We start from the raw sequence: 19878 nt of genomic DNA on the forward strand, positions 1-19878 counted from the left end.
GGAGCAATGCCATGCGAACTCCGGGTCGTGCGGTGGCTGCGCTCGCTGGACGACACGGAGTCGCACCGCCGGCCTGGGCGGCGGACCTTCCGTGGCCCGCGATGTCTGCGTCCCTGCCGGAGTCGGGCCGCTCTTCACCGCTCGCCACGCGTTTTGCATAATGCAAGGGAATGATGCAGCCTCGCTGCCTGATCCCGGCAATGCGGGCCGCGTGCGCGTGTCCGGCCGAGGGCAGTGCGAACCGTCCGCCTGACACACCAGGATGGCGGATCGTGGAAGGACGCCCGGGAAGGATGGTGCGCATGGGGCGACGACGCCCGCCCGTGGCGACGCCGGAACCGCACCTGATGGCGCATCTGCGGAGCAGGGTGTGGGGGCCGGCCGAGTTCGTCGGCCTGCCGCCGTGGTGGCTGACCGCGGAGGGGCTCCTGGTCGGGTGCGCGGCAGCGGGAGTGCTCATCGGCAGCTCGGTCGCCGGTGCCTGGTACGGCGTTCCCGGGCTGGCGGACGGCGAGGGCGGCCTGGTGTGTGTCGCTGCGCTCGTTCTCTACCTCTGCGTCGTGCGGGCGGGGCGGGCGCTGGTCGGCATCGTCGCCGTGCTCGGGGCCTGCCTCGCGCTTCTGGCGCCCCAGGCTGCCGTGGGCGTGGTCCTGGCGGAGCGGGGGCGCGTGGAGTCCGTGGTGGTGACCTCGGTGGAGGGCGGACCGGGAACCGTCTCCGGTCACGGCCGCTACTTCTGCTCGGTGGCCGACCAGTACGGTGCCCCCCTGCAGGTCCGCATCTGGCGCGGCTGCGGAAAGGCCACCCGGCCCGGCGACGCTCTCGCCGTCGTGCACGACATGAAGGGGAGGGTGCCGCCGCGCGGTGTGGAGGCCGGGGCGTCCTGGACAGATCCTCTTCGCTCGCTGAGCGGCTGGGCCGCGGCCCTGGTCGCCGCATGCGCGCTCGCGGTCGTACGCTCCTTCCGGCTCTCCCATACAGTGTCAGGCTGTCCGGCGCCCTCGGCCCCCGGTGAGGGGACGTCCCGGTGAGGAACAGGCCGCCGCATCATGATCACCCGGTGGCCGGCGCGGGGCTCGGGGACGCCGCGTTGTAGAAGTCCGGCAGGTCCGGGCGTGGGGTCAGGGCGACGACCGGGGCGCCCCTCTGGGGCACGGGCGGGGTGAGCTGTTCCTTGGGCAGCTGCGGTGCGGCGGTCTGCTGGGAGATGACCTGGTCGAAGTTGACCAGGCCTGTCTTCTCCAGGACCGAAATGTGGTCCAGGACGACGTCGTTGGCCTGGTCGGCCAGCTGGCGCACCAGCGTGTTCTTGGTGGTGGCGCGGATCTTGGCGATGGTCGGGAAGATCTGCCCGTGCGTGACGCGCATGATGTTGACGGCGGTGGAGTCGAACTCCTTGCCGCTCTTCGAAGCCGCGGTGGCGACGAACTGCTGCTGCTGTGGGGTGGCCTGGTTGGGCAGGGTGATGTACAGCTGGGTGGCGATCCTGCGGCAGTTGGCGTCGAGCAGGGCGTGCCCGACGACGAGGTGTTTGCCGGCCTCCTTCATCTCCTTCGTGGTGCCCCGCTTCATGGACATCTCGCCGAGGGGGTACTCCCACAGTCCGGCCGAGCGCACCTTGACCACGAAGTCGCGGTCCGCCTCGGTCAACGGCCCGAACTGGGTGTTCGAGACGATCCGGGACGTACCCGTCGCGATGTTCTGTACGCCGAGCATGGCGGGGTAGGCGAGCGCGGAGAGGGTGAGGACCAGAGCACCGCCCATGAAGACGGTGCCGATCCTGGTGCGAGAGAGGGGCATGGAAACTCCTGACGTGAGTGGATCCGTGTCAGGAGGTACGGACGAGTCGACTTTCTCCATCATTGCACTGGGTAAATTTTGCACGCTGCTCTGTGTTTTGTGTCACACAAGGGCCCGGTGCGCGGCGGGACGCCTCTTCGTCGACGGCGACGGCCGTGCACCAGCCGGGCGGGACGAGAGCGGCGTCGTCGGGCACGCGGACGGTGAGCGAGCCCTTGCCGCGCCGGGTGATGTCCAGGGCGACGGAGCGCTGGTCGAAGTCGGTGACGTGGGTGGCGGATCCGGGGCGCATCTCCGGCAGCGCGGCGAGGGACCAGTGGCCGTAACTCGCCTTGTACTCGGGCTGGTTGATCTCCCACCGGTGGTAGGTGTGCCGGGCGAAGCCTGTCACGGCCGGGGCGTTGAGGGCGGCGAGGGCTGTGACGGCTGCGACGCCGAGCAGGGTCTGGCGCTGCGAAGACTGCGGTGAGGGCATGCGCTGGACTTGGCGCGGACTGTCCCGGGGCTCGCACCAGGGCCGCCTATGCGGCCGCGTGTACGGCCCGCAGGGCGCTCTGCGGGCTGAGCCAGCCGACCGGCCTGTCGTGTGCGGGGTCGAGCACCGGTACCCCGGTTCCCGCCGCCGACAGCAGGGCGTGCAGCGCCTGCGCGAGGGGCTGGTCGGTCGTGATGCGTGCGGGCGGCTCGGCGAGCTGCCCCACCGTCGCCGGGACCGCGTCCGGCTGCTCCGCCAGTGCCTCGGCGATCACCTGGGCGGTGACGACGCCCACGTAGCGCCCGGAGGCGTCGACGACCGGCAGTGCCCCGTACCCGGACAGGCTCAACACGTCGGCTGCGTCCGCGAGTTCGGTCGATGCCGGCAGCGGAGAGGGCAGCGGATCCATGACGGAACCCACCGGCTGCGCGCCGATCCGCGCCCCGGGGGCGGGGCCTTCGAGGTCTATGCCGCGGCGGCGCAGTTTGAGGGTGTAGATCGTGTCGCGGGTCAGCAGGTGGCTGACGGCGGTGGCCAGCGCGATGGCCAGCATCAGCGGCAGGATGATCGAGTACTCGCCGGTCAGCTCGAACAGGATCACCACGGCGGTGATCGGCGCCCGGGAGGCCCCGGCGAACACGGCACCCATCCCGACCAGCGAGTACGCCCCCACGGAGCCGGCTGTGGCGGGCATCAGATGGTGGACGCCCGCGCCGTACGCTGCACCGAGCGTCGCCCCGACGAACAGGCTCGGCGCGAACACCCCGCCCGAGCCGCCGATGCCGATGGTCAGGCTGGTCGCCAGTACCTTGCCCACCAGCAACAGCAGCAGGAACCCGACCGCGTACCCGCCCTCGGTGGCCTTCTCCAGCACCGGATAGCCGACCCCGTACATCTCCGGCAGCGCGAACAGCACCAGGCCGAGCGCCAGCCCACCGACCGCTGGGCGCAGCCACTCCGGGCCGCGCCAGAGCCAGTCGCAGGCGTCCTCGATCAGATACAGCACCCGGGCGAAGCCCACGCCGACCACCGCGGCGATGATGCCGAGCAGGGCGAACAGGCCGTACTGCGCGATATGGCCGACATGGAAGGCGGGCAGGGTCAGGAAGGCGACGTCGCCGAAGGCGGCCCGGCCGATCACGCTCGCGGTGACGCTCGCCAGGACCGTCGCGCCAAAAGCCTCCGCGGAGAAGGCGCCCAGGATCAGCTCCATGGCGAAGAACACGCCGGCCAGCGGCGCGTTGAAGGTCGCGGCGATACCGCCCGCCGCGCCGCACGCGACCAGCAGCTTCATCCGCCCCTCGGTCACCTTGGTCAGCAGCCCCAGCGTGGAGCCGAGGGCGGAACCGATCTGCACGATCGGCCCCTCGCGGCCCACCGAACCGCCCGAGCCGATACACAGGGCGGAGGCGAGCGTCTTGACCACCGCGACCTTCGGGCTGATCCGGCCACCGCGCTGGGCGACGGCCAGCATCACCTCCGGCACCCCGTGCCCGCGCGCCTCCTTCGCGAACCGGTTCACCAGCGGCCCGTACAGCAGACCGCCGATGACCGGGGCGAGCAGCACGAAGTACGGGCCGAGCCACGGTACGTGCGGGTTGCCCGTGCCGGGCGAGGCGGCGTAGTCGGCGTGGCCGGAGAGCAGGCGGGTGAAGGTCGTGATGCACCAGCGGAAGACGACCGAACCCGCACCGGCCCCGGCGCCGACCACTAGGGCGAGCGCCATTACGCCCCAGGGCGCCCTGCTTAGCCCGGCCGTTCTGCGCACCGCGTCGAAGGTGCTCTCCGCAGCCCCGACGTGCTCGCTGCGTCCGGCCGCCTGAGTGATACCCATCCGTTCCCCTTCCTCACTTTTGCATTATGCAAAACGTGTCAAGGGGTGCTTCGCGCGGGGTGCCTCGGTGTGCCGGGCTCAGTCCGGAGTGACCCGTGCCTGGAGGCGGACCAGTCCGGCCACGCCGAACTGGAGCGAAACCGGCAGTGTGTGATGGTTGGTGACGCCCTTCACGTGCGTCAGCAGCACGCGCGGCCCGTTCCCGCCGAAGGTGACGGTGGTTCCGGTCTGCAGCAGGATCCCCGCTGTGGCCAGCGATCCGTTGCCTTCGACCGCTTTCGCGCCGACGAGCGCGCCGCGCCCGCCGTCCGGGGTGGCGACCATGCCGAGGTGCTCGGGAACGCCGTCCTCGTTGCGCACCGCCATGGTCAGCGTGCCGTCGCCGGCGGCGTCCAGATGCGCGACGGCGTGCGTCACCGTCAGGTCAACGCCCGGGGCCTGGACGTCGGCCCGGCCGGGACCCGTGGTGGGGCCGGTGGCCTCGGGGGCGGGGGCGGCGGCATTGTCGTTCGCGCACCCGGCGGTCAGTGCGATGAGGGCGGCGATCGACACAGCCGCCAGGACGGCTCGGGTACGTTGATTGATATCTGCCATCTTTGCATTATGCGAACGTGCTGGGCGGCCGGGGTCGCCGCCCCCGGACAGTCGCAGGTGAGGGGGACGGCAGGGCCGAATTCGACGAGCGTGTCGGACGGGCCAAGCAGGCCCGCACCCGGGAGGAGCTGCTCCCTCTTGGCCCTCGCCGTCAGCCCAGGTCGGACATGTCGAGTACGAAGCGGTAGCGGACATCGTTGCGTCGGAGGCGGTCGAGCGCCTCGTTCACGCGCGCCGAGGGGAGCACCTCGATGTCGGCGGTGATGCCCTGTTCGGAGCAGAAGTCGAGCATGGTGGCGGTCGCGTGCCTGCCGCCGCTGCCTGCGGAGCTGAGTTTCTTGCGACCCACGAGCAGGTCAGTGGTCTCCACGGTGGTGGATCCGAGGTGGCTGAGCGTCCCGTCCCTGGCGACCAGCCGCCGGTAGGGTGGTCGATCCGTCGTGCCGGTCGATGCCGTCGTAGGTCAGGGTCGGGAAGGCGTGGCAGAAGTTCTCCTGACCGGCCCGGCACATGGCGCACTCGCCGCACGAATCGACGATGTTGCCCACCGCGACCGGGTCGCCGACGGTGAAGCGGGTGACCGCAGGTCCGGCCTCGGTCACCACGCCCGTGAACTCGTGCCCCGGCACCAGGAGCCGGCCTCCTTCGCCGGACCGGGCGCTGACGGCGTGCACCATCGGTGTGACAGACACCGCAGTAGCCGACCCGGACCGCGAGGTCGTCGGGGCGCAGGTCGCGCCGTTCGAGTGGTGTCCGACGCAGTGTCGACGACGGGCCTTCCATCAGCCAGCCAACGGTGCTCCTCATGATGCCTACGAGAGCGTCCGCCGCGCCTTGGCGGCCGCTCGGAAGCTCTCGGCCGCCCGGGCCGGGTGAGATCCGCAGGGAAGACCGTGGCAGCGGCTTCCGTGGCGACGCGGTCGAGTCGCGTGGTGTCGCGGCCGCTCAGCACGAGCCGCCGGTCACCCGGGTATGTGTGCTTCTGCTCGCGGTTGCCGGTCGCCACGGTGACGGACCAGACGGTGCGCCCCTCTGCGGTGCTCGCCGGCCGCCTTCGGTCGCTGTGCCACGCCGCCCCGACGTTGTGGCGTTGACCAGCGGCTTCCTTCCCTACGGCGGGGTTCGCCCGTCGTCGCGGGACCGGCCGTGATGATCGAGGAGCCAGCGGCCGAAGAGCGCGCCGCCGTGGACGACGAACCCCACTCCGATGAGCCAGGACTCCACGACGAGCACGATGCCGACCGCGCCGTAGCTGATCGCGTTGTCGACGATGAGCGGCGTGAAGACGAAGTAGGAGAAACTTCGCAGACCGATCAGGCCAGCCACGGTGGCGATCGCCCCGGGCAGCAGGTCACGCCAGCGGACCTGGCCACCCAGCAGGAAATACTGGCCCCACCAGAAGAACATCACCCCGGTCACCAAGCTGAGCGTGATGCGTGCCGGTCCCGACACCACGCCCTGGGTCTGTGCCTCCTGGTAGAGGTAAGCGGTCAGCGCGGCCAGCCACGTCGCCTGCCGCCAGACTCGGTGCCACGGGCCGGACACGAGGCCCCAGATCCGCTCATAGCCGTTCTGTACGCTGCCGCCCAGCGCCACGCCGAAGACGGCCAGTGCCACTCCGCCCCACACGCCGGTCGTGCCGATCACCTTCTGCGGCGGGCTGATGATCTCCGTGAGGACACGTGCGGACTGGCCGGACAGCCCCATGCCGTCGGCGAGCCACAACGCGAATCCGCCACGCTCCAACGGGTCGGCGGCGGCGACCACGATCAGCAGCGGTGCCAGAGTGACGACGGCAAGCGTGGCGAACCCCAGGGCTCGGTGCATCAGTTCCAGCTCACGACCCCGCCGGACGAGGGTGTGCGCGCCCAGCCGCTCCCACCAGTGGTGCAGTACGTGCGGGAACCGGTTCATGGCACGGCCTCTGCTCGCCGGATACGCATGGGCGGCCGCCGGTTCGCGTCGGCGCGCGTCCTCGATGAGGGGGTGACGACCATCTTCCGCCCGTCTCTCGGCAGGACCCTCCATTCTCGCGGACAAGATCCTTGATCACCGCTCGGTGGCGGCCAACCGACTCACCGCGCAGGTCGCCTGCAGGAGGTCAGCCGCTCGTCGGGGAGGGTCACCCGGGTTGTGGCGAGCCGGCCCGCCGCCCCGGTGGGCGGGCCCATGCCGCCTTGTGCCAGTGGCTCGTCTCGGATAGTTGTTTCGCTGGTGAAAGTTGTTTGTCGGGAACGGCGTGCCAGGATCCGCGACACCGGTCTGTTGGCTGCCCAGGACCGCTACAGGCCTGATTCCGGACGGTTGTCCGGGAAGTGGCCGGCAGGCGCGTCCGGCGAGGTAGAAAGGACTTATGCCGGAGCGTGAAGCCCCGATCGAGGGCGTGGATGATGTGGACGCGGTCACTCAAGCGGTCCTGACCGCCTCTCGATTGCTGGTGGCGGTCTCCGCCCGTTCGCTTGCCGCGGTGGAGGACGGGGTGACGCTTCCGCAGTTCCGGATGCTGGTGGTGCTGTCGACACACGGCGCCACGAACCTGGTCGCTCTCGCCGAACTGCTCAAAGTGGCGCCCTCGACAGCGATGCGCATGGTGGACCGGTTGATCGCCGCTGGTCTGGCGGACCGGCAGATCAATCCGGAGAACCGCCGTGAAACCCTGCTGCAGCTGACCGAGGACGGACGGCGCATGGTGGCGGACGTCACCGCGCGCCGGCGGGCCGAGATCGCTTCGATCGTGGAGAGGCTGGCTCCACCACAGCGGGCGGCACTGGTGGACGCGTTGACTGCCTTCAGCGAGGCCGGTGGCGAACCGCCCGTCCCGGCCGTCGGCGATTCCGCGATCCATCCGCTCGGCTGGACGACGGTGTGACCGGACGGCGAGCCTGACGATCTCACCGGTCGGCATGCTCCGCAGGCCTTGACGCAGGCCTGCGGAGGACTGGGCCGCGACGACTCGTCGGCTCACCACCGCCGCTGTGGCAGCGCATGGGACAGGCGGTCCGCAAGGCATCGGTGACGAGGCCGAGCTGTTCGCCGACGGCAACGGCGCGCTCGCCCGCAAGGAGGCATTGGTGACGCGGCCGGACGGATGTCGGCCCGGAAAGCGGCACCCCGTGGCTCCTCGCTGGTGGTGCGCGTGGGAACCCGCGGTGCCCGGTTGTCCCCGGCCGCCGCCGCAATGTGGAGAATGAGCGGATCAAAGTGGTGTGAATCGATTACGCGCAGATGGCGGGACATGGTGGGCCTGCATCTCAATCACCTGACACACGGACTGCGGGCTTCGCTGCGCAACAACGGGCAGGCATACGGGTTCTCGGTGTCGATCACCGTAGCCCTGGCTCTGCTGGACACCGAGGCCAGGATGTCCGGAGTGGCGCACATCATTTACTTCGCCCTGGGCGCGGCCACCGCGTTCAGCATCCTGGAGTTGCTGGCGTCGCGCACCTTCCACAAGCCGCTGGAGCAGGAACCCAGCACGGTCATGGCCATGGGTGTCTCTCTCAGTGTGGTCTCCGTAGGCACAACATCCGTCCTGGCCTGGGCCTCCGCGCACCTGATCGGCGGTGTGATCGCGTGGCCGGTGACCGCCTTCCTGGTGTCCGTCGTCTACTCGCTGGTCGCCGGAGTGGAACTGGCCATCGCACAGCGGGCGCAGGAAGCGTCGTCGCACGGAGGGGAGATCAGGCGGAAGACCGTTGAGGAAGAGGAGGAACGCCGCACCGACGGCGGGGAGGAGTAGGTCTGGTTCGGGCGTGTGGCCAACGAGCAGCCGCGTTCGCCGTGGTGGCTGAGTGTCAGGGCAGGAGCCGGCCGTGGGTCAGCGGGAGGGCGGCGCCGCCCGCGAGGCCGAGGGCGAGGGAGGCGGTGCCGGCGGTGTAGGCGGTCGCGGCGGACCAGCGGCCGGCGGTGGCGTGGGCGGGGGTGGGCAGGTCGGTGGGGGCGGGGTGGAAGAGGGGGGCGAGCCAGCGCAGGTAGTAGAAGAGGGAGGCGACGGTGTTGGCGACGGCGAGGGCGGCGAGCCAGGTGTAGCCGCCGTCGATGGTGGCGCTGAAGACTTCGAGCTTGCCGAGGAAGACGCTGGTGGGTGGCGTGCCGACCAGGCCGAGGAGGCAGACGACGAGGACGGCGGCGAGGCCGGGGCGGCGGCGGGCGAGGCCGCGGTAGTCCGCCAGGGTGCGGGCGTGGGGCAGTTCGGTGACGACGGCGAAGGCGCCGAGGTTGGTGACGGCGTAGGCGGCCAGGTAGAACAGCAGGCCCTGCTGGGCGAGGTCGGTGCGGGTGGCGACGGCGAGGGCCATGAGGAGGTAGCCGACCTGGCTGATGGTGGAGTAGGCCAGCAGTCGTTTGACGGAGGTCTGGAAGAAGGCGGCCAGGTTGCCCAGGGTCATGGAGGCGGCGGCCAGGACGGCCAGCAGCAGCGGCCAGTTGACGGCGGTGCCGGGCATCGCCTGGTGCAGGAGCCGGAAGCCGGCGATCAGTCCGCCGATCTTGGGCAGGGTGGTGACGTAGGCGGCTACGGGGGCGGTGGCGCCGTCGGTGACGTCCGGGACCCAGAAGTGTGCGGGTACGGCGCCGATCTTGAACAGCAGTCCCGCCAGGACGGCGACGAGGCCGACCGCGACCGGGCCGTAGGACGCGGTGGGCAGCGCCACGCGCAGTTCGGCGTACAGGGTGGCGCGCCCGGCACCGTACAGCAGCGCGGTGCCGGCCAGCATGGTGGTGCCGAGCAGGGCTCCCAGCAGGTAGTACTTCAGGGCTGCCTCGGTTCCGGGGGCGTCCTTGGCGAAACCGGCGAGGGCGTACGCGGGGATGCTGGCCAGCAGATAGCCGGCGAACAGCATCAGCAGGTCGTTGGCGCCGATCATGGCGAGGGTTCCGGCGCCGGTCAGCAGGAGCAGTACGTAGTACTCGGCTTCGCGCTTGTGGTGGCGCATGGTCTCCACCGACATGGCGATGATCAGCAGGAGTGCGCCGAGGACGGTGATGCGTCCGGTCTCGGTGGCGGCGTCGACGGCGAAGTCGTGGGAGAAGACGGCCTGTTCGCGGTCGGTGGCCAGGGTGACGGCGGTGGCCACCAGCCCGGTCACGCACGCCGTGGCCGCCAGGGCGGCGATGGCCCACTGGCGGCGGCGCGGCAGCCACCCGGCGGCGAGCAGGCCGATGACCGCCGCCGCGACCAGGGCGGTTTCGGGGAGGAGCGCGGCGAGGTTGTCGTTCATCGGGCGATCAGCCCCACCAGCGTGCGGCTGGCCGGTTCGATCAGGTCCAGCAAGAAGCGGGGGACCACGCCGATGGCCAGGGCGATGGCGAGCAGCGGGACGACGGCGGCGGTCTCGGCGGTGGTCAGGTCACCGAATCCGCCGGTCCGGACGGAGGCGGGCAGGCGCACCGTGCCCAGGAACATGCGGCGCAGGGCACGCAGGAACAGGGCGGCGGTGATGAGGATGCCGGTCAGGGCGATGGCGGTGGCCACGGCCTGGGAGGCGAGGCTGCCGGTGAAGATCTGGAACTCGGCGATGAAGCCGGAGAAGCCGGGGATGCCCAGAGCCGCGAACGCGGCGACCGCAGTGGCGGCGGCGAACCGCGGGGAGGGGGCGGCGAGGCCGGAGTAGGCGTCGATGGCGTAGGTGCCGGCCCGGTCGTGCAGGACGCCGGAGAGCAGGAACAGGGCTCCGGTGAGCAGACCGTGACTGACCATCTGGGTGACGGCGCCGGTGACGGCCAGGGAGCGGGCCTGGGCGTCGGTGCCGGCCAGGACCCCGGCGGCGCCGACGGCGAGGACGACGTAGCCCATGTGGTTGACGGACGTGTAGGCGATCATACGTTTGAAGTCCGTCTGGGCCAGGGCGACCAGCGCGCCGTACACGACGGAGACGGCACCGACGACGATGAACACCCCCGCGTAATGCCGCCAGGAACCGGGCAGCAGGGGCATCGCGATGCGTACGAAACCGTAGGTGCCCATCTTCAGCAGGATTCCGGCCAGGATCGCCGAGCCGGCCGCGGGCGCGTCGGTGTGGGCCGGGGGCAGCCAGGTGTGGAAGGGCACGGTCGGCGTCTTCACCGCCAGGCCGGCCCCGATCGCGAGCAGCACCAGGGCCGCGTAAGTGCCGTGCCCCGCCAGCGGGTCGGTGCGGGCCAGGTCGGCCATGTCGAAGGTGTGAGGGTCGGCGGCCAGATAGAGGCCGATGAAGCCGAGCAGCAGGGCGAGGGACCCGATGAAGGTGTAGAGGAAGAACTTCAGTGCCGCCGCGCGGGCCTTCTCGCCGGGACCCCAGCCGGCGATGACGAAGAACATGCCGACGATCGACAGGTCGAAGAAGAGGAAGAACAGGATCAGGTCGAGGGCGATGAACAGCCCGAGGCAGACCGTCTGCAGGAACAGGAACAGGCAGACGTACGAGCGGACCCGGCGCGTCTCGCGCAGCGAGTAGACGGCGACGGCCAGGAACAGCACGCAGGTCAGCGCCACCAGCGGCAGCGACAGGCCGTCCACGCCGACGTGGTAGCTCACCCCGGCACCGGGAATCCAGCGCACCCGCTGCTCGTACTGCAGGCCGCCGCCCGGGTCGAAGCCGCTCCACACGGCGATGACCAGGGCCAGGTCCACTGCGGCCGTGGCGATCCACACCCATGTGCAGGCCCGGTCCGGCATGCTGCGCGGCGCGAGCAGCAGCAGGGGGCAGGCCGCGAGCGGCAGGAACGCGATGACGGTCAGCACAAGGGTCACCTCACCAACAGCACGATCAGGGTCAGTACCGCGAAGGCGACCGCCGCCTGGGCGTAGTACTGGTGCAGCAGGCCGGTCTGCGGGCGGCGCGCCCACTCGCCCAGGCGACGGGCGCCCATGGCGACCGAGCGGACGAGCGCGTCGAGGCCGCCGTCGTCGACGCGCCCGGCGAGCCGGGCCGCTGCCAGAGCGCCGTGCGCCGCCTGCCGTACGGCGCCGTCCACCACGCGGTCGTCGAAGGCGGCCAGCGCCCGTGCCAGGCCGAGGACCGGGCGGACGACTCCGGCGTGTGCCGCCCGCTCCAGATACAGCCATCCGTCGGCCCACCGCCACGCCCGCGCCGGAGCGCGCACGGGGCGCGGCCACCACCAGACGGCTGCGGCGGCGCCCAGCGCGACACCGGCGGACAGGGCCACTTCCCACGGCTTCGGGGACGGCTCGCCGGGAGCGCCGACCACGTCGCGCAGCCAGGCGGCCGGGCCGGGCAGCGCGAGCATCCCGAGGGTGGCGGCGCCGAAGGCGAGGACCAGCAGGGGCGGGCGGGTCCCGGCCGGGACGCGGCGGGTGCCGGACCGCTCGGTGTCGTACGCCGCTTCGGCGGGAGAGGGCCGCAGGACGTACCAGAGGGCCTTGGTGCTGTAGACGGCGGCGACGGCGGCCGCGGCGAGACCCACCGCGTACAGGCCACCGCTGCGGTGGTACGCGGCGGTCAGGACCTCGTCCTTGGTGGCCCACAGCGACAGAGGCGGCAGCCCCGCCAGCGCCAGGGCACCGACGGCGAAGGAGGCACCGACCCAGGGATACGTGCGGGCGGCGCCGCGCAGCGCGGGCAGTTGCTTGGTACCCAGCGCGGTCAGCCAGGCCCCGGCGGCCAGGAAGAGCCCGGCCTTGGTGGCGGCGTGCGCGACGAGCTGCGCCGTGCCGCCGGCCACGCCGGTGCTGCCCGCGGCGAGTACCGTGAAGCCGATCTGGGCGCACGTGGAGGCGGCCAACAGCTGTTTGAGGTCGGTCTGCGCCACGGCGACCACGCCCAGGGCGAGCGCGGTGGCCGCCCCGGTCCAGGCGACCAGCGGCCGGGCCCAGTCGGTCGCGGCCAGCAGCGGCCCGAGACGCAGCAGCAGATAAGCGCCGGCGGCGGCCATGGTCGCCGAGTGCAGCAGGGCCGAGACCGGGCTGGGGCCCTGCATGGCCCGCGACAGCCAGAAGGAGAACGGCAGTTGGGCGGATTTGCCCAGCGCAGCCACCACCACCCCGGCGACCACCGGATGCAGCCACGGCCCGCCGGCCTCCGGCAGCGCGTCCAGGCGCAGCGATCCGACGCCGCCCGCCAGCGCCGCACCGGCCGCCAGATACAGGCCCAGATCGGCGGTGCGGGTGGTGAGGAACGCGGTGTCGGCGGCCTCGGCCCGGTGCGGCTGCCGCCACCAGAAGCCGATCAGCGCCCAGCTCGTCGCGCCCATCACCTCCCAGGCCATCAGCAGCAACGGCAGGGTGGTGGCGGTGACCGTCACCAGCATCGCCCCGGCGAACAGCAGCATCAGCCCGAAGAACCGGCCCCGGTTCTCCGCCCGGCCGAACTCGGCGGCGGAGAAGACCAGGACACACACGGTGACCGAGGCCACCATGATCACCATGACGGCGGACAGGCCGTCCACCCGCAACCCGGCCCGCATCCCCGCGAACAGCGGGACGCTCGCCGCGGGCCGGCCGCCCGCCACCGCGACGGCCAGGCCCAGCACGGCCGCGGCCACCGCCACGCCCATGACGGGCGCGGCCCGGTTGAACCGATGGCCGGTCAGGGCGAGTACGGCCCCGGCACCGAGCGGGACGGTGATCAGCAGCCACAGCAGCGCGCTCACCGGCTCACCCCTTGAGATCCTCGGCCATGTCGGTCATGTCGACCTGCCTGGCCCGGTAGATCGCGGTGGTCACGGCGAATCCCATGGCCATCTCCACCGCCATCGCGACCACCGCCGCCACCACGACCACCTGCCCGCTCGCCGCCGTGGGGGCCACGAAGTGCCAGAACCCCGCACCGGCGACGATGACACCGCCGATCATCAGCTCGATGCCCATCATGATCATGACGATGGACTGCTGGGACAGCGCCCCGAACACGCCGATGCAGAACAGCCCGGCAGCAAGCAGCAACACGAGTTCGAGGGTCATCGGCCCACCCCTCCGCCGGCGGGGTCGCGCGCCGGGCGCTGGTCGAGGTCGTCACCGAACCGGTCGTAGCGCCCCCGGTGGGTGGCCAGCACGACCGTGGCCACCATCGTGGCCAGCAGCGCCACCCCGAGCGTGATCATGGTCAGCATCTGAGCGCCCATCAGCGACTCGCCCACCTGGAACGTCGTGTCCGCGGGCCGCGTGCCGGACCGGCGCGGCCACGGCACCAGCCAGATCCCAGCCGCCAGCGCCAGGAACAGGCCGACGCTGATGGCGAGCGCCCCGCGCTTGTTGTGCAGCATCGACATGGGCATCAGCCCGGCCGGGTTCATCATGTAGGCGATCATGAACACGGCCATGATCACCATCTCCATGACCATCATCAGCACGACGACCACACCGAGATACGGCAGGCCCAGCACGACCACCACACCGCCCGCGCAGGCGAGCGAGCCCAGCAGCGCGAAGGTGACCCGGGCCATCGAGTTGCAGGTGAAGACCAGCACACCGCCGGCCACGGCGAGTGCGGCCAACGCCCAGAACAGCACCGCCTGCACGGTCACCACCTCCTTGGCGGTCCCTATCGGTTGAGTACGACCAGCGCCGGTACGAGCGCCTGAAGGATCGTCAGCGGGATGAGCACCACCCAGGCCAGCTCGACGTACCGGTCGGCGCGGATGAGGGGCAGCCGCCGCCCGAGCCACACCAGAACCCCAAGCACGACCAGCGTCTTGACCAGTGACCAGGCCCACTCGGGCAGTCCCGGCCCCGCGCCGCCGCCGAGGAACAGCGGCACCGCCATCGCCGATCCCGCCGCCAGCCACAGCCACCGGCCCGCCTGCACCAGAAGCCGGTCCACGCCCGCCGCCTCGCCCAGCAACCCGCCGGCGATGTCCGCGCCGACCGGATACGCGAACGGGCCCAGGAAGCTGAACGCCAGCACGCCGCCCAGGTAGACGGCGAACGCGACCGGCATCCACACCGCGAACCACAGGCCGTGCTGCGCGGCTACGATCTCGCCGATCCGCAGCGACTCCGCGCCGGTCGCGGGTGCGATGAGGGCGAACATCAGCGGCAGCTCGTAGGCGAGGCCCTGGGCGATGAAGCGGTAGCCGCCGACGAGGGAGAACGCCGCGTTCGGGCCCCACCCGGCCAGCCACAGCCCGGCCCAGGTGAGCACCTCCATGGCGTTGAACCACACCACCCCGACCGACAGATCGGCCAGCACCCGGTCACCGAGCGGAACCACCAGAACGGACAGCACGGCCGCGACCGGCACGGTCAGGACGCCGATCCGCCACAGCAACAGGTCCGGTGCGGGCATCCTGCGGGGCTGGGCGAGCAGCAGCCGCGGCACCTCCAGCAGCGGGCGCAGCGCCGCTGCGGCCGTGACGCGCCGCCCGGCCTGCCCGGCGGACAGCACCGCGTCGCCCGCCACCGCGAGCATCGCGAACAGCAACAGGAGCGCGGGTGCCAGGAGGAGCCCCCACCAGGGCGCGGCCTCAACCACCGCCCGTCACCTCCAGAAGCCCGGCGGCCAGCTCGTCCGGGTCCGGGTCCAGGCTGGCCACGATCAGCCGGGCCGCTGCGAGCTCCGCCCCCTCCAGCAGCCCGGGCAGCAACTGCACCAGGCCCGCCGAGGACGGACGCGTCGCATCCCACCGGCCGTGCGGCCCCTCCTCGCGGTCGGGATCGAGCAGGGCTACCTCGTCCAGCCGGGCCACGTCTTCCGTCACCGTGGTGAGCCACTGCCGGTAGCGGACCGGAACGTCCCCGTCCGCACGTGCCGCCGGACCGCGCACCCCGGCGGCACGCGCGTCCGTGGCGGACAGCTGCCCGATGCCGCGGGTCAGCCAGTACAGCGTGCGCGACCGGCCGACCTGCCGGGCCAGCCGCCGCGCCCGCCGGTGAAGTCCGGGGCCCGCCGCGCCGTCGAGGAGGTCGTCGCGCAACCTGCGCGAGGCGGTGGCCGTCGCGGGCCAGCCCGCCACCGCGAGCAGCCGGCCCAGGCTGTCCAGCCGGGCCGCCGCCCGCCGTCGTACGGCTGCGCCGACTTGGACCGCTTCGCCGGCGACGGCACGCTGCCACGGCTCCGTCCAGAACCGCGTGGCGGAGGCCGAAGCGCCCGCTCGCGTCACCTCGACGGCGGCTTCCTGGACGACATCCCCTTGCAGGGTCAGCCGCAGGGTGAGGCCGGTGGGCCAGTCGGCGAGCAACGGCCCGAGCGGCACGTGCAGTTGGTCCAGCGTCAGACCGTCGCGGTCCGGGCCCCGTCCGGCCAGGGGCAGTCCGGCCGGCATGTCCGACTGTCCGCCGCCATGGCCTGCGTGATGATCGGCGCTGCCATCTCCGGATCCCCCTGTGTTGTGGCCGGTGTCGGCAGGTGGCCGGGCGGTTCGCACGGCCAGCCGGGAGCGGGCGGTCTCGATGACCGCGGCGGCCTCCTCGGCCGTCTGCGCGTGTGCCCGGACCCGAGGAGCGGGCATGTCCTCCCACAGCCGGTCGACCGGTGCGGACAGCCCGGTGCAGTCGGGTCCGGTGACGAGCAGGATGTCCGCCTGTGCCGGGGTGAGCGCGGGCGGCAGGTCCCGTCGGCGCAGCTCCCGTTCGGCCGCCAGTCGCACCCCGGTGCCTCCCGGCATCGGCACCAGCAGAACGCGGGGACGCGCGGCGGCGACCCGCAGCAGGGCTGCGGTCAGGTCCATCGCAGGGCGCCTTCCCGCCAGGCGTAGACGACCCCGGCGACCAGGATCGCCAGGAATGTGAACATCTCGATCACGGCGCTGGGGCCCATCGCCGAGATGATCCGCGTCCACGGGTACATGAAGACCATCTCCATGTCGAACGCGAGAAACAGCATCGTCACCGCGTACCAGCGCACATGAAACCGGCTCACCGCATGCTCACCCGGCTCCAGCCCCGAACCGAACGGCACAGCGGTCAGAGGCTCCGACGACACCCGTCCCACCCGCGCCGCTCCGTAGAGCGCGGCGACCGCCAGCAGCACCACACCGAACAGCGACAGTGCCGCGGCGAACCCGCTCACGAGGCCGCCCCTTCCCTGGCCGGCCGGTCCGCGCCCCGCTCTTGAGTGACCTCATCCCGGTGACCGCGACCTACAGGGGTACGGTGCCTCTCCGCCATGTTCCAGCCGCTCCCTCCAGTGCTGCGGAATCGATGGGGTACCCCCACCCGGCATCCTCAATCGCCGCAGCCGCCACACGCAGGAGCCGGACGTCGCCCAATCGAGTGAGGCAGCACATCGTGCCGTCCCATTGAGATGGGCGACTACATGTCCCATGGAGGGACGGTTGGCGTCACGCCGATGGACCTTCTGGCCGCCAGGTGTCGGTGGGGAGATCGGGGATTGAGGCGGCCCAGGCGCGGGCGCCGGCGCGCCGCGGGTCGGTGCCGAGGACGAGGACGACGACGTCGGCCGATCGGGCAGGAGACCGCACAGCAAGGGCCCCCGGGCCGGCGGTGACGCCGGCCCGGGGGCCCTTGCTGTGGTCTGCCTGCGTCAGCCGTCGGACTCCGAAGACGGGATGTAGGCGCCCGGCACGTCCTGCGGGGCGTAGAGCTTGGACTCGCCGGGGTACGGCTTCGCCCAGTTGTGCGTCTGGTACCACGTGTAGTGGTTCATCTGCGCGGGGTTGGCGAAGTCGGGCACGGCATGGGGCCCGGTCAGCCGCTGCTTCGACTTCCAGGCATTCCAGTCCGCCGCGAGCGACTGCTTGTCCGCCGGTACCCTCGTCGACGGCACGGCCGCCGCGTGGGGATCCTGCGCCGCCGGAGTGTCCACGCCGCAGGACGGCGGGGTCTTCAGACCGTCGGTCAGCGACGTCCGGTTGGGCAGCGCCTTGAACGGCGTGTCGTCCGCGTGCTGGGTGAACGCCCCGCGCATCGGGCTGGCCGCGCTGTCCTTCTGGTTCATCGGGTGGATCCCGAGGATCTGCTCGATGGTGCGGATCACCGTGATCTGCGAGTAGTAGTGGCTGTCGACGGTGCCGTGCTGGGCCCAGGGACTGATGATCTGGATCGGGGCACGGTGGCCGTCGACGTGATCGAGGCCGGCCTGGGAGTCGTCCTCGACGACGAAGACCGCGGAGTCCTTCCAGTACTTGCTGTGCGAGATCTCGTCGACGATCCTGCCGGTCGCGAGGTCGTTGTCCGCGACCTGGGCGGCTGCTCTCGCCGGGCCACCGGTGTGGTCGCTGGAGAGCCAGAACATGTTCAGGTTCGCCGGCCCGTTCTTCTCGAAGTCACGCTTCCAGATCTGCTCCCGGTACACGTCCGGGACGCTGGTGTCGAACTTCGGGAAGCCGTGCACCGACACGTCGTTGAGCGACGGGATCGGGGAGGACGAGTTCAGGGGGTAGGCGGTGTCCTGCCCGGTCGCGTCCATGTTCTCCGCGTCGCAGTACAGGTTCTGCCAGCTCGCGCCCGACGGCTTGGTCAGGAACTGCTGGAACTCGCCGAAGTCCCGTACGGACTTCCCGGCGGCCTGCGCACCGGTCCAGAGGAAACCGGTCCGCTGGTGGCCGAGAGCGTCGTCCTCGGTGTCGTAGCTGCGCGCGTACTCACCGGCCGAGGACTCGGTGTACTCCGGGTCGTCGGCCTGCATCAGCCAGTTGTGGCCCTCGGCGGAGTTCGTGCCGATGTCGTACGTGTTGTCGTACAGCCCGAACTGCTTGGCCATCGCATGCTGGTTCGGCGTCACGTTCTCGCCGAACTCCGTCAGCGACGGGTCGCCGTTGCCCTGCGGCATGTCACCGAGGACCTGGTCGTAGGTCCGGTTCTCCTTGACGATCAGGAAGACGTGCTTGATCGTCGAGGGGTCGCCGAGCCGCAGTGGGACCGGCACCGGCTTCGCCTGGCCCTTGCCCTGGGTCAGCGCCACGGAGCCGGCGTTCCAGCCGTTCTGCCTGAAGACCTTGGCCGTCTCGGACCTGATGACGCTGTCGTCCGGCAGCGTGAACCGCTGCACGCTCGACGTCGTGTCGTGGGTGCCGTGCCCGGCCCTGTCGGTGGGGCGGCGGGCGTCGACACCACGGGTGTTGGAGACCAGCACCTGCTTGCCCACGGTGGCGATCTGCGCGGGGAAGTAGTCCGTCGGCAGCAGGCCCACGTAACTGACCGGCTCCTGCGGGGTCGTGTACCGGTAGACGGCGACCGCGTTGGCGCGGCCGAGCGGCACCAGCAGGTGACCGTCGTCGGTGAGGGTCACCGCGTCGGGCTCGTAGCCCACGGACGCCTCGGGCCACGGCTGGGTGGCGATGGTCTGTACGACCTTGTCGCTGGCGGTGTTGATGACCGACACGTCGTTGGTGGCCGTGTTGGTGACGAACAGCGCGCCCTTCTTGGCGTACAGGGCCGTCGGGTGCAGACCGACGTCGATGCTCGCGACGGCGGCAGCCGGGTGCGCCAGGTCGATGACGCTGACCGTGCCGGTGGTGGTGGCAGCGGTCTTCGGGTCGGCCGGCACCTGGGTGCCGTACGAGTTGAGGGTGGTGTCACCGGCCTTCGCCGGACGCCCGCCCTCGTTGCTGACGTAGAGCTTGTCGCCGACCTTGACCATGTCACGCGGCGCGTTGCCCACGGCCCAGCTCTGCTTGACGGCCCCGCTCGCCGCGTCGATGGCGACCACTCGGTTCTGGCCGTTGACCGCGGAGTACACGGTGGAGCCGTCGGGCGAGAACACCGCCTCGCCGACCAGCGCGTGCTTGGCCCCGTCCGCCGGGATCTTGACGAACGTCGGGCTCGCGACGCTGCCGTCCGGGTTCACGGTGAACTTGGTGTAGCCGTCGGTCTGGCCCAGCCACAGCTGCGTGCCGTCGGGCGAGTACGTGGGGCCTTCCTGGCCCACGTCGTTGCCGCCGATGCGCGGGGTCGACGACGCGGCGCTGCCGACGAGTTGCTGCACCTTCCAGCTCTTCAGGTCCACGATGGACAGCGCCGCACCGCCGTCGGTGACCGAGGCCGCGAGGTGGGTGCCGTCCGGGCTGACCGAGGACGACATGATCTTGCCGTTGTTGACGACGAGGCGGTCGCCGTACGGGGCGATGTACTGGTCGCTGGGGAGGACCTGGCCCTGATCGGTGATCTGGCCGACCTGCTCGGTGCCGAACTGGTGCGTCTGGGCGAAAGCGGTTCCGGCGGCGGCCACGGCGATGGCGGTGATGCCTGCCGTGACCATGGTCCGGCGCCCTGGCCGTCTGCCGAGAAGGCCGAACCTGCTCTTCCCGACACGCCGGCGGCGGCGTGTTACCTGCATTG

General features: G+C 71.3%; 17 protein-coding genes and 1 pseudogene. 3 read left to right on the top strand and 15 right to left on the bottom strand.

The window, feature by feature from the left end; all coding sequences use genetic code 11:
• Positions 1-302: 302 nt before the first annotated feature.
• Complete coding sequence (locus tag H8R17_RS31805) at positions 303-1031, top strand: hypothetical protein (protein WP_262505651.1); 729 nt, start codon at positions 303-305, stop codon at positions 1029-1031.
• 22 nt (positions 1032-1053) lie between these two features.
• On the opposite strand, the gene H8R17_RS31810 is transcribed toward H8R17_RS31805, so the two are convergent.
• From H8R17_RS31810 to H8R17_RS31835, 6 genes and pseudogenes are all read right to left on the bottom strand, one after another.
• Positions 1054-1800, bottom strand: a complete 747-nt coding sequence (locus H8R17_RS31810; RefSeq protein WP_187826680.1) for a DUF4142 domain-containing protein — start codon at positions 1798-1800, stop codon at positions 1054-1056.
• 28 nt (positions 1801-1828) lie between these two features.
• The gene (locus tag H8R17_RS47575) at positions 1829-2275 is read right to left on the bottom strand and encodes a DUF1929 domain-containing protein (protein WP_262505652.1); all 447 of its coding nucleotides are present in this window, start codon (positions 2273-2275) and stop codon (positions 1829-1831) included.
• A 46-nt stretch (positions 2276-2321) separates the two neighbouring features.
• Positions 2322-4001 (bottom strand): chloride channel protein, encoded by a 1680-nt coding sequence (locus H8R17_RS31820; RefSeq protein WP_187826702.1) that lies wholly within the window; start codon positions 3999-4001, stop codon positions 2322-2324.
• 186 nt (positions 4002-4187) lie between these two features.
• Positions 4188-4703: a hypothetical protein gene (locus tag H8R17_RS31825; protein WP_187826681.1), complete on the bottom strand. Its 516-nt coding sequence runs from the start codon at positions 4701-4703 to the stop codon at positions 4188-4190.
• A gap of 151 nt (positions 4704-4854) precedes the next feature.
• Positions 4855-5510 (bottom strand): annotated as a pseudogene (locus H8R17_RS31830) (alcohol dehydrogenase catalytic domain-containing protein).
• A 303-nt stretch (positions 5511-5813) separates the two neighbouring features.
• On the bottom strand, positions 5814-6617 hold the full coding sequence (locus tag H8R17_RS31835) for a ribonuclease BN (RefSeq protein ID WP_187826682.1): 804 nt from the start codon (positions 6615-6617) through the stop codon (positions 5814-5816).
• Positions 6618-7056: 439 nt separating this feature from the next.
• On the opposite strand from H8R17_RS31835, the gene H8R17_RS31840 reads away from it, so the two are divergent.
• Together H8R17_RS31840 and H8R17_RS31845 are read left to right on the top strand one after the other, a co-directional pair.
• Positions 7057-7572, top strand: a complete 516-nt coding sequence (locus H8R17_RS31840) for a MarR family winged helix-turn-helix transcriptional regulator (protein WP_187826683.1) — start codon at positions 7057-7059, stop codon at positions 7570-7572.
• 366 nt (positions 7573-7938) lie between these two features.
• Positions 7939-8442: a hypothetical protein gene (locus tag H8R17_RS31845; protein ID WP_187826684.1), complete on the top strand. Its 504-nt coding sequence runs from the start codon at positions 7939-7941 to the stop codon at positions 8440-8442.
• 55 nt (positions 8443-8497) lie between these two features.
• On the opposite strand, the gene H8R17_RS31850 is transcribed toward H8R17_RS31845, so the two are convergent.
• The 9 genes from H8R17_RS31850 to H8R17_RS31890 form a co-directional block, all read right to left on the bottom strand.
• The gene (locus H8R17_RS31850) at positions 8498-9922 is read right to left on the bottom strand and encodes an NADH-quinone oxidoreductase subunit N (RefSeq protein ID WP_187826685.1); all 1425 of its coding nucleotides are present in this window, start codon (positions 9920-9922) and stop codon (positions 8498-8500) included.
• Positions 9919-11424 carry a NuoM family protein gene (locus H8R17_RS31855; protein WP_187826686.1) on the bottom strand — a complete coding sequence of 502 codons (1506 nt, stop codon included), beginning with the start codon at positions 11422-11424 and terminating at the stop codon, positions 9919-9921. Before H8R17_RS31855 ends, H8R17_RS31850 begins: the two co-directional genes overlap by 4 nt.
• A gap of 5 nt (positions 11425-11429) precedes the next feature.
• Entirely contained in the window at positions 11430-13292 is a 1863-nt protein-coding gene (locus tag H8R17_RS31860) for a proton-conducting transporter membrane subunit (RefSeq protein WP_187826687.1), read from the bottom strand.
• Positions 13293-13296: 4 nt separating this feature from the next.
• Complete coding sequence (locus H8R17_RS31865; protein ID WP_187826688.1) at positions 13297-13602, bottom strand: NADH-quinone oxidoreductase subunit K; 306 nt, start codon at positions 13600-13602, stop codon at positions 13297-13299.
• Positions 13599-14159, bottom strand: a complete 561-nt coding sequence (locus tag H8R17_RS31870) for an NADH-quinone oxidoreductase subunit J (RefSeq protein WP_187826703.1) — start codon at positions 14157-14159, stop codon at positions 13599-13601. Before H8R17_RS31870 ends, H8R17_RS31865 begins: the two co-directional genes overlap by 4 nt.
• A 23-nt stretch (positions 14160-14182) precedes the next feature.
• Positions 14183-15112: an NADH-quinone oxidoreductase subunit H gene (locus tag H8R17_RS31875; RefSeq protein WP_187826689.1), complete on the bottom strand. Its 930-nt coding sequence runs from the start codon at positions 15110-15112 to the stop codon at positions 14183-14185.
• Positions 15105-16307 (bottom strand): hypothetical protein, encoded by a 1203-nt coding sequence (locus tag H8R17_RS31880; protein WP_187826690.1) that lies wholly within the window; start codon positions 16305-16307, stop codon positions 15105-15107. Before H8R17_RS31880 ends, H8R17_RS31875 begins: the two co-directional genes overlap by 8 nt.
• Positions 16298-16648: an NADH-quinone oxidoreductase subunit A gene (locus H8R17_RS31885; RefSeq protein ID WP_187826691.1), complete on the bottom strand. Its 351-nt coding sequence runs from the start codon at positions 16646-16648 to the stop codon at positions 16298-16300. Before H8R17_RS31885 ends, H8R17_RS31880 begins: the two co-directional genes overlap by 10 nt.
• A gap of 474 nt (positions 16649-17122) precedes the next feature.
• Positions 17123-19876 (bottom strand): bifunctional YncE family protein/alkaline phosphatase family protein, encoded by a 2754-nt coding sequence (locus tag H8R17_RS31890; protein WP_187826692.1) that lies wholly within the window; start codon positions 19874-19876, stop codon positions 17123-17125.
• Positions 19877-19878 lie beyond the last annotated feature (2 nt).

The organism is Streptomyces sp. TRM68367 (assembly GCF_014495685.1).
In the GTDB taxonomy this organism is placed as follows: Bacteria; Actinomycetota; Actinomycetes; order Streptomycetales; family Streptomycetaceae; genus Streptomyces.

Coding starts and splice junctions, on each gene's coding strand:
- H8R17_RS31850 (WP_187826685.1), bottom strand. CDS start 9,922: ATGAACGACAACCTCGCCGCGCTCCTCCCCGAAACCGCCCTGGTCGCG.
- H8R17_RS47575 (WP_262505652.1), bottom strand. CDS start 2,275: ATGCCCTCACCGCAGTCTTCGCAGCGCCAGACCCTGCTCGGCGTCGCA.
- H8R17_RS31810 (WP_187826680.1), bottom strand. CDS start 1,800: ATGCCCCTCTCTCGCACCAGGATCGGCACCGTCTTCATGGGCGGTGCT.
- H8R17_RS31890 (WP_187826692.1), bottom strand. CDS start 19,876: ATGCAGGTAACACGCCGCCGCCGGCGTGTCGGGAAGAGCAGGTTCGGC.
- H8R17_RS31840 (WP_187826683.1), top strand. CDS start 7,057: ATGCCGGAGCGTGAAGCCCCGATCGAGGGCGTGGATGATGTGGACGCG.
- H8R17_RS31835 (WP_187826682.1), bottom strand. CDS start 6,617: ATGAACCGGTTCCCGCACGTACTGCACCACTGGTGGGAGCGGCTGGGC.
- H8R17_RS31865 (WP_187826688.1), bottom strand. CDS start 13,602: ATGACCCTCGAACTCGTGTTGCTGCTTGCTGCCGGGCTGTTCTGCATC.
- H8R17_RS31825 (WP_187826681.1), bottom strand. CDS start 4,703: ATGGCAGATATCAATCAACGTACCCGAGCCGTCCTGGCGGCTGTGTCG.
- H8R17_RS31805 (WP_262505651.1), top strand. CDS start 303: ATGGGGCGACGACGCCCGCCCGTGGCGACGCCGGAACCGCACCTGATG.
- H8R17_RS31845 (WP_187826684.1), top strand. CDS start 7,939: ATGGTGGGCCTGCATCTCAATCACCTGACACACGGACTGCGGGCTTCG.
- H8R17_RS31820 (WP_187826702.1), bottom strand. CDS start 4,001: ATGGCGCTCGCCCTAGTGGTCGGCGCCGGGGCCGGTGCGGGTTCGGTC.
- H8R17_RS31880 (WP_187826690.1), bottom strand. CDS start 16,307: ATGGACCTGACCGCAGCCCTGCTGCGGGTCGCCGCCGCGCGTCCCCGC.